This window comes from Flagellimonas aurea (genome assembly GCF_017313785.1).
Lineage (GTDB): Bacteria > Bacteroidota > Bacteroidia > Flavobacteriales > Flavobacteriaceae > Flagellimonas > Flagellimonas aurea.
The window spans coordinates 1-9,385 of sequence record NZ_JAFLNL010000022.1; the positions used below are offsets into that span (position 1 = coordinate 1).

At 44.3% G+C, this 9,385-nt stretch carries 10 protein-coding genes; all 10 read left to right on the top strand.

All coding sequences use genetic code 11. The features are described 5' to 3' along the window. A partial coding sequence (locus J0656_RS19840) for a multicopper oxidase domain-containing protein (RefSeq protein WP_207037062.1) occupies window positions 1-2,271 on the top strand: 2,271 nt, incomplete at its 5' end. Next, window positions 2,272-3,579, top strand: coding sequence for an APC family permease (locus tag J0656_RS19845; RefSeq protein WP_036385867.1), 1,308 nt, complete (start codon window positions 2,272-2,274; stop codon window positions 3,577-3,579). It abuts the gene before it with no gap. A 131-nt stretch (window positions 3,580-3,710) separates the two neighbouring features. Beyond that, window positions 3,711-4,340 (top strand): DUF3347 domain-containing protein, encoded by a 630-nt coding sequence (locus tag J0656_RS19850; RefSeq protein WP_207037063.1) that lies wholly within the window; start codon window positions 3,711-3,713, stop codon window positions 4,338-4,340. Then, window positions 4,341-4,799 (top strand): heme-binding domain-containing protein, encoded by a 459-nt coding sequence (locus tag J0656_RS19855; RefSeq protein WP_036385864.1) that lies wholly within the window; start codon window positions 4,341-4,343, stop codon window positions 4,797-4,799. A 340-nt stretch (window positions 4,800-5,139) separates the two neighbouring features. After that, window positions 5,140-5,637 carry a YybH family protein gene (locus tag J0656_RS19860; protein WP_036385862.1) on the top strand — a complete coding sequence of 166 codons (498 nt, stop codon included), beginning with the start codon at window positions 5,140-5,142 and terminating at the stop codon, window positions 5,635-5,637. Further along, window positions 5,637-6,338: a PepSY domain-containing protein gene (locus tag J0656_RS19865; RefSeq protein WP_166248537.1), complete on the top strand. Its 702-nt coding sequence runs from the start codon at window positions 5,637-5,639 to the stop codon at window positions 6,336-6,338. Before J0656_RS19860 ends, J0656_RS19865 begins: the two co-directional genes overlap by 1 nt. Window positions 6,339-6,641: 303 nt before the next feature. Continuing rightward, window positions 6,642-7,199 (top strand): helix-turn-helix domain-containing protein, encoded by a 558-nt coding sequence (locus J0656_RS19870; RefSeq protein WP_313790835.1) that lies wholly within the window; start codon window positions 6,642-6,644, stop codon window positions 7,197-7,199. A 204-nt stretch (window positions 7,200-7,403) separates the two neighbouring features. Then, window positions 7,404-7,628, top strand: a complete 225-nt coding sequence (locus tag J0656_RS19875) for a heavy-metal-associated domain-containing protein (protein ID WP_090294903.1) — start codon at window positions 7,404-7,406, stop codon at window positions 7,626-7,628. Between the two features lie 312 nt (window positions 7,629-7,940). Further along, the gene (locus tag J0656_RS20260; protein ID WP_231562625.1) at window positions 7,941-8,303 is read left to right on the top strand and encodes a DUF305 domain-containing protein; all 363 of its coding nucleotides are present in this window, start codon (window positions 7,941-7,943) and stop codon (window positions 8,301-8,303) included. A gap of 297 nt (window positions 8,304-8,600) precedes the next feature. Then, window positions 8,601-9,385 (top strand): cation transporter (locus J0656_RS19885; RefSeq protein WP_207037065.1); only part of this gene is annotated, 785 nt, incomplete at its 3' end.

Below are 9,385 nucleotides of genomic sequence, written 5' to 3' on the forward strand. Positions count from 1 at the left end.
AATGGGAGTATTCCGGGACCGGTCTTGGAATTCAACGAGGGTGACTTCGCCCTGATCAACGTGACCAATAAGATGGATGTGGAAACCTCCGTACACTGGCATGGATTGATCTTGCCCAATTTTTATGACGGGGTTCCCTATTTGACCACACCGCCCATAGAACCTGGCACAACTTTCCAATATCGGATTCCGATCAACCAATCAGGTACCTATTGGTACCATTCCCACACCATGCTGCAAGAGCAAAAGGGGGTGTATGGCTCGATACTGATCCATCCCAAGGAAAAGACGTTGGACTACGATAAGGATTTGGTCGTGGTGCTCTCCGATTGGACGAACGAAAAGGCCATGAACGTGCTCCGAAACCTTAAACGGGGAAACGAGTGGTACCAGGTCAAAAAAGGGACCGCGGTGCCCTTGAGCAGGGTCATCAAGGAAGGTGCACTAGGTGCACAACTCAAATTTTGGCGAGATCGTATGGAAGGAGCGGATATTGCGGATATCTACTACCCCGCATTTTTGACCAATGGGAAAACATTGGCCGAATACCCTGATTTCAAACCAGGGGAAAAAGTGCGGCTCCGGTTCGTCAATGCCTCTGCCTCCACCTATTATTGGATGGATTTCGGTGGCGGTAACCCCATGGTGGTTTCCGGGGATGGTGTCGATGTGGAGCCTGTTTCCAAAAGTCGTTTTCTTTTTGGCATTGCCGAGACCTATGATGTCATCGTGACCGTTCCTGAAGGCACTTTGGAGGTAACGGCCACGGCACAGGACGGCTCCGGGCATACCTCGTTGCATTTAGGGCAGGGAACGCTTTTTCCCGCAACGACCATCGATAGGCCCGACAAAGTGGCGATGATGAAACAAATGGCCCAAATGGACATGAAAATGGGAGCTCCGGCAATGGCCGGCAACAAGAAGAAAAATACACCCGAATATTTGATGCAAAAGTATGGGATGCAGATGGACATGAAGGATGGCAGCATGGATATGGGTATGCACAATGGGATGTCGATGGATAAGACCGAAATGAGCGGTCAAAAGGATAAACCCATTGCGAAGATGGATGATAAAAGGCCTATGAATGCGAATGAAGATCATAGGCACATGGAGATGGATAAAAAGATGGGGGATATGGCAGGAATGGAAAAGGATTCAACGTCAATGAAATCCACCGGACATAAGGACAAGATGGAAAACCCTATGGTTCAGACTATGCCAATGATGCAGAAAGACACTTCAGCTTTTGATTACGATACCCGTAAAACGTATTTCAACTATGACTTCTTAAAAGCAAAGGAAAGTACTACCTATAATGCCGATCTGCCCGTCAATGACATTCTGTTGAACCTGACGGGAAATATGCAACGGTATATCTGGAGTATGAACGGTGTGCCACTTTCAGAAACCGATAAGATCAAGATCAAAGGTGGGGAAGTAACCCGGATCACCCTCAACAACCTGACCATGATGCACCATCCGATGCACCTCCATGGGCATTATTTCAGGGTCATCAATGAGAATGGTGAAAAGTCACCCTTGAAACATACGGTCAATGTGCCGCCCATGCAGAAAGTGGTCATCGAATTTTATAATGAAGAGTACGGGGATTGGTTTTTCCACTGTCATATCCTCTACCACATGATGGGGGGCATGGCCAGGGTTTTCAGTTATGATACCCCAAGGGATCTGAGGATGAAGGATTTTCCTGTTCAAAAGTTGGTAGATGAAACTGACCATTATTATGCTTGGGGTGCTGCCAGATTGGGTTCCAATTTTAATGAACTCTTCCTTGTTTCAAGTAATATCAGGAATGAATTTGGGGTACGGGCAGAATTTGACTACGACCAAAATGCCGAGGTGGAAGTCAATTATAACAGGTATCTCAATGACTGGGTACGGGTCTATGCAGGGGTAAACACGGAAACCTCCATCCCTGATTCCTATGACCGTTTCAATACAGTGGGACTGATAGGGGTCAAGTATTTTACCCCATACCGCTTTAATATGGATGTGAGTATGGACCACCAGCTGCGTCCAAGAATAAGGTTGGATAGGGAACTATTGCTTTTTCCCAGGATTTTCCTCGAGGGGGAATATGAATTTCGGGCCGATTTTGGATGGGTCAACGATTTGGGGAATTCATCCTATGAAAGTGAGACCCAATGGCTGGTAGGGGCCTCCTATATCCTTTCACGTAATTTTTCAATCCAGGCCAATTACAACAACCGATATGGTTGGGGCGGAGGCCTGCTAGCCCGTTTTTAAATGGCAGAATACAAAAAAAATAGCCTGAGTCTGACCAATACCATTGCTTTGGGAACCGGTGTGATGATCGGTGCGGGAATTTTTGCGCTCTTGGGTCAGGTTGCCGAACTCTCCGGCCAATGGTTTCCCTTTGCTTTTTTAATCGGGGCAGTCATCTCAGGTTTCAGTTCCTACACCTATGTCAAAATGTCCAATACCTACCCCTCTGCCGGGGGCATTGGCATGTACCTCAAAAAGGTTTACGGTAAAACGGCCTGGACCGCTACCGGTGCACTGCTGATGGCCCTTTCCATGGTCATCAATGAGAGTTTGGTGGCCCGGACGTTCGGGACCTACGTATTGGAGCTTTTTGATGTGGAGTCGAAAGGATTCTGGCCCCCGATCCTTGGGGTATTGTTGTTGATCACAGCCTTTATTGTCAATGTGATGGGAAACAAAGCTATCGGGGGATCGTCCTTGGTCATGGCCATACTAAAAATCGGCGGGATAGCGGTTTTTGCCATTGGTGGCCTTTGGGCAGCTGGATTTACCTTTGATCAGGTCGTTCCTTCCCAGTCCTTGACCGAGCATTCCCTGGTGGATTATTTGGGGGCATTGGCACTGTCGATATTGGCCTATAAGGGTTTTACCACCATTACCAATAGTGGGGATGAGATCGTCGATCCCAAACGTAACGTGGGACGGGCCATTGTCATTTCTTTGGTGATATGTACCCTGGTCTATCTCATGGTGGCATTTGCGGTCTCTTCCAATCTTTCCATCCAGGAAATCATTGCGGCCAAGGACTATTCGCTGGCCGAGGCATCCAGACCCGCTTTTGGAAAATATGGGGTCTGGTTCACCGTTGGTCTGGCGATCATATCCACCGTTTCCGGGGTCGTTGCCAGCATTTTTGCCGTTTCCCGGATGACCACCATGCTCACTGAAAAGGAATTGATACCACATCGACATTTTGGGATTCCCGGGGACATACAGAAACATATGTTGGTGTATACCGTGGTGATTGCCATAGGGCTCACCATGTTGTTCGATCTGAGCCGGATCGCTGCATTGGGGGCCATCTTTTATTTGATCATGGATATCGGGATCCATTGGGGGGTCCTAAACAATCTACGAAAGGAAATCGGTGCAAATCCCATTATCCTCATTACGGCCCTTGTGCTGGATGTACTGGTGTTGGGCGCCTTTATTTGGTCAAAGGCCGGTAGTGATCTTTTGGTGGTCATTGTTGCCCTGGTATTGATGGTGCTTATTTTTTTCGGGGAACGATTGTTTTTGGGGAAAAAGCGTACGGTCGAGGAAGAATAAGGGTAGAGTGCCTGCGTGGGAGAAATGGAAAATTAGATGAAAAAATTAAAATAGCAACAATAATGGGGGATAATACAAATATGCCGACCCTGGGCAATCAAAATGAGGAATTAATCTTAAAATCAATTACAATGAAAAGAACAACAGTTACATTAAGTACAATTGCCATTGCGCTTTTGACCATTACCGTGATTTCCTGTAAGGACGGTAAGAAGGAAACAAATGACAAGGAAGGAGCCCATATGGAGATGGGAACGGAAGAGGGCCATCACCATGAGAGCACTGCAGGGGAAATGGACCACGGGACCATGGACCATGATATGGGTTCGTCCGATGCACAGGGCACATCCGTGATCGATAGCTACCTCCAACTGAAGAATGCCCTGGTGGCGGACAATAAGGATGAAGCGGCCAAATCGGGCCAAGCCTTGGCCAGTGCCTTGGGCAGCTTTGATATCAGCGGATACGATGAACAGCAACAGAAGGAGCTGTCCGATATCATTGAAGTGGCCAAGGAACATGGGGAGCATATCGCCAAAAGTGATATCGGTCACCAACGGGAACACTTTGAGGGACTGGGCAAGGATATGGTCGATTTTATTGCCATAACCGGGACTTCCAAAACCTTGTACCAACAATTCTGCCCCATGTACAACAACAACCAAGGAGGAACGTGGCTCAGCGCAAGTAGCGAAATCCAGAATCCATTTTTTGGAAGTAAGATGTTGACCTGTGGTAAGGTGCAAAAGGAAATCAATTAAATGAAAGTACTGAAAATCATAGTATTGGTAGTGCTGTTGGGATTTGTGGGCATCCAGTTTGTGCCCACAGATCCCAACTTGAGCGATGTGGTTCCCGATACGGACTTCATGTCGGTGAACCAGGTTGCCAAGGATATCGAACACGATTTGCGGGTATCTTGCTATGATTGCCACAGTAACAACACCCAATACCCGTGGTACAATAAGGTCCAACCCATCGCCTGGTTTTTGGAAGAACACATAAAAGAGGGAAAGGAAGAACTCAATTTCAATGAATGGGGCGACTATTCGGATCGAAGAAAAAGGAGCAAACTAAAGTCCATCGCAAGTCAGATCGAAGACGATAAGATGCCCCTATCTTCCTATACCCTGATCCATAAGGATGCAAAATTATCGGTGGAAGAGAAAGAACGGATATTGACCTTGGTAAATGATCTAATGGAAGAATTGGATAATTGAAAATGACATGGAAATTACCCTAAAACCGGGACAAACGATATTGCTATTGTTGTTGGTCATGTCCGGTTACTATGAATGAGGAAATAAAGTCCTGAAAGGGAGGGGAACACCCAAAGTTGATTGGTTGGTGAGTTAGTTAGTTAATCGTTCCCTTCCCTTGTCAGGCACTAATGGAAAAAAAGGATGAAAGATTGTTGTCGTGACAATGGACCTGTGCAGCCGAAAAAGGCCATTTTAAAAAAATGGTTGGCCCATATCCTGTATGGGATCGTCATTTCGATTGTCCTGGGAGCCTTTATCATACAATATATACTAACCTAAACAATGTTAAAACAAACCAATGAAACGTATTACTTTACAGATTTTTCTAATGGCCGTATTTCTCACAGGGACAAGCTTTGGCCAAACAAACCCTAACAAGGAAAACCTAGACCAGGACAGGGCCGCTGTGCTGAGGATATTGGAAAGCTATAAAGAAGCACTGCAAAACTTGACCACGGAAGGTACCTTGGAGCTTTTTGCGGAAGATTCCGAAGTTTTTGAATCCGGGGGCGTGGAAGGCACCTATCAACATTATCACGACCATCATATAGGTCCAGAACTTGGACATTTCAACAGTTTTAAGTTCTCGGATTATACCATTGAAGTGAAGGTGGAGCTACCCTTTGCCTTTACTACGGAAAGCTATGTCTATACCATTGGCCTAAAATCGGAAAATGGAGGTGAGGGCAAAACGATCAGCAGAAAAGGGGTTGCCACCACCATCCTTAAAAAAACGGATGGGGATTGGAAAATTGTAAAGATGCATAACTCCTCACGGAACAACGGGAAGAACTAATGGTCGGAAGAAAAACATCGATGAAGGTCAGAAAGATACATAGATATCTTGGCCTATTTATTGGGATCCAGTTCCTAATGTGGACCATCAGTGGACTATATTTTAGTTGGACGGACATTGACGAGATCCATGGAGATCAATTCATCAAGGAGCATCCGGACCAGTCAGAATTTGGGAATTTAATTGCTCCCAATGGACACGGGAACGTTAAAATCAAATCTTTGGAAATGAGAAATATAGGGGGAAGTCCCTATTATTGGATCAATGGTGAGGTTTTGATGGATGCACAAACGGGGGAGATCAAAAAGGGTATCGATGAACAACAGGCCTTGGCCGTTGCTTCACAGTATATGTTGCCCGAACTTAAGGTCAAAAGTGTTGAAAGACTCACCCAAACAGGTGGGCAGCACGAGTATCGTGGACGTCCATTACCGGCCTATGTGATCACCTATGAAACGGATGAAAACCTTAAAGCGTATGTCTCAGAGACCGATGGGTCGTTTCAACGTGTAAGGCATCGGTCCTGGAGATGGTTCGATTTTTTGTGGATGACCCATACCATGGACTATGAGGGACGGGACGATTTTAACACCATGGTTTTACGGATTTTTTCCCTGATGGGATTGATTACCGTTTTGAGTGGATTCTTGTTGTGGTATGTCAGCTCACCAACGATCAGAAAATTATGGAAAAGGCGATAGTTCAAACACATTGACATACTTATTTGGCAAAGGACTCCTGTTAGGAGCAAATAGTTGACTATTGTGCCAGTTGAACCATTTTGGGAAAAATGAGCGAACTTAGGAGGCAAAGACGAAAGAAAAAAAGGGGGCTGGCGAAAAGGAAACGGGACCCGGCCAAGAATAGAAAGGAAAAAAGAATGAAAATCCTTGGCATATTGGCCTTGATATTGATCGTTATATTGGCAGTGGTCGTCATTTTTTTGAAGGCCCTGTGGAAATTCACTGCATGATATGGAAGTTGGGTCCAGTAAATCGAAAGATGTGTTGTACATCAAAAACATGGTCTGTCCGAGATGCATCATGGCCGTCAAAGGTATTTTGGACGATGAGGGCATTCCCTATATGAATGTGTCGTTGGGTGAAATAACCCTCAATGGGAAAATCACGCCTGAAAAACGGGAAGGTCTCAACGAACGACTTGAGAAAATTGGATTTACGATCATCAACGATCGTAAAGGTCAGTTGATAGAACAGATCAAAAACCTAGTGATTGAGGCGATACACTACACCGGACCCATGGAAAAGGTCAAATGGCCCGAATACCTTTCCGATGGATTGCATCTTGACTATAAGTATCTTAGTTCGCTGTTTTCCGCGGTGGAAAGCATTACCTTGGAGCAATATATCATCAACCAAAAGATTGAAAAGATCAAAGAGTTTCTTGTTTATGACGAATTGGGCTTAAAGGAAATAGCGTTTCAATTGGACTATAGCAGCGTTGCCTATTTAAGCAACCAATTTAAAAAAGTTACTGGAATGACACCTACACAATTTAAGAAAAGTGCCATACAAAATAGAATATCGCTTGATGATATTTAACCTCTACCATTAAGGGCGCAATACCTTTCCAAGGAACCATCCTCCTAAACGCTATTTAAAAAACATCTTTCTTCGCAAATGGGTCAAGGTTTGTTTTTTTTCAAACAATGCCCTTATACAGAAAGTGTTACTTTTCCCATACGTGTTGGAACCAACATTGTTGATTCTATGTGTAAAATTGTTAAAATATAAAATCATCACAACATGAAAAGAAGATACCAAATAGAAGGAATGACTTGTGATGGCTGTAGGGGGCACGTTGAAGAAGCTCTTTTCAATGTGGCCGGTGTAGCCGATGTAGCGGTCAATCTAAAAAACGCAGAAGCTACAGTGGAGTCGCAATTTGAGGTCCCCCTTGAAAATCTACAAAAGGCATTGGAAAATAACGGAGGTCAATATAAAATACAAGCGATGAGCAAAGCCAATTGAACCAATATATGATAACTGGGACAGGTAAATTGTCAGGCCTACAATTGGAATGGAACAATACAATAATCGAAAGTCAAGGAATAATCACAATAACCAGATAAAATTTGCACAATGGAAGATAGTCAAAGGAAATCCAATAATTATTTAAAGTTTTTTGCGATGATTGGCACCTCAATGGTCGCCATGTTTTTTTTAATGTACACCCACTCATATCAAATCATTGATCATTTTTGGTATAGTGAGACTAGATTTTTCATGACTTTGATAATGGGGGGATCGATGATCATTATTATGCTGCTATATATGCTACAGATGTATAAAGACCGACGCAAGAACATGTCAATTTTAGCCTTGGGTGTTTTGTTGATTGCAGGTGGGATATGGCTGGTCAGGAGTCAGGTTACCGTTTCAGGAGTCGACTACATGGAAGGAATGATACCCCATCATTCCATTGCTATTTTGACCAGTGAACGTTCTCAAATAAAAGATGTCAGGGTACGTGAGCTTGCCAATGAAATTATCAAGGCGCAACGCAGGGAGATAATGGAAATGCAATGGTTGATAAACGACATCAAGGAAAATGGAATAGTGGAAACCGAAGCTGGGAAAGAAAAGCGGCCTATTCCTAAATTCGAGGGATCGCTTAGCGAAGAAACAAAGAATCTGGCCGAATGAGAGGCGATTACTTACTACCAATGCTTTCGTTTTGCCCCAAGTTCACTACAATGGTTTGTCCTATCGAATATATTCTAAACTGATCGGGGCAAATTCTCCAAAAAAGATTGACGTGGGCGAACCTGATCTCATAGATGTTGCCGAATTCTAAAAACCACTCACCAATTAAGGTTAAGTACTTGACGAAGAAAGGTAAAGGTTGATTTTTCGGAAAATTCTACAACTCTTTCAGTAAATAACGTAACAGTGCATTTTAGGTCTATTCTGAAATTTGTACCATACAAATCGGAGTAGAAAATGGATGCAATCGATATTATTGAGGACACCGAAAGGAAACCGAAGATGGTGTCAAAAAAATCTTTCCCGGTCACTGGAATGACCTGTGCTGCCTGTGCATCCAGCGTGGAATCCATGCTGGGCCATACCGAAGGGGTCTACAATGCCAGTGTCAACTTTGCCAACAGTATGGTCCTTGTGGAGTATGACAGTGCTATGGACCTAAGCGATCTTCAAAATGCGGTACGTCAAATCGGTTATGATATAATTGTGGATGCCGAGGATCCTACCGAAGTACAGGAAGAGCTTTCGAAAAAGCATTATGTATCCATAAAAAAGCGAACCCTTTGGTCCGCTATTTTGACACTTCCCATTTTCCTTCTGGGGATGTTTTTTATGGATTGGGTCCTGGGTAGGTGGATTTCGTTGGTACTTGCCGTTCCTATCCTGTTCTGGTTTGGCCGAAGTTTTTTCATAAATGCCCTCAAACAGGCCAGATTCGGTAAGGCCAATATGGATACCTTGGTCGCACTCAGTACGGGCATTGCCTTTTTGTTCAGTGCATTCAATACCTTTTTTCCTGAATTTTGGCTCAGTAAAGGCATGGAACCCCATGTATATTATGAGGCGGCCACAGTGATCATCACCTTTATTTCATTGGGGAAATTATTGGAAGAAAAGGCGAAATCAAATACATCCTCCGCCATAAAGAAATTGATAGGGTTGCAGCCCAAGACCTTAAAGGTGATAGCAGATGGGGAGGAAGGGGAAATCCCTATTTCTTCGGTCAAGGTAGGTCAAACGAT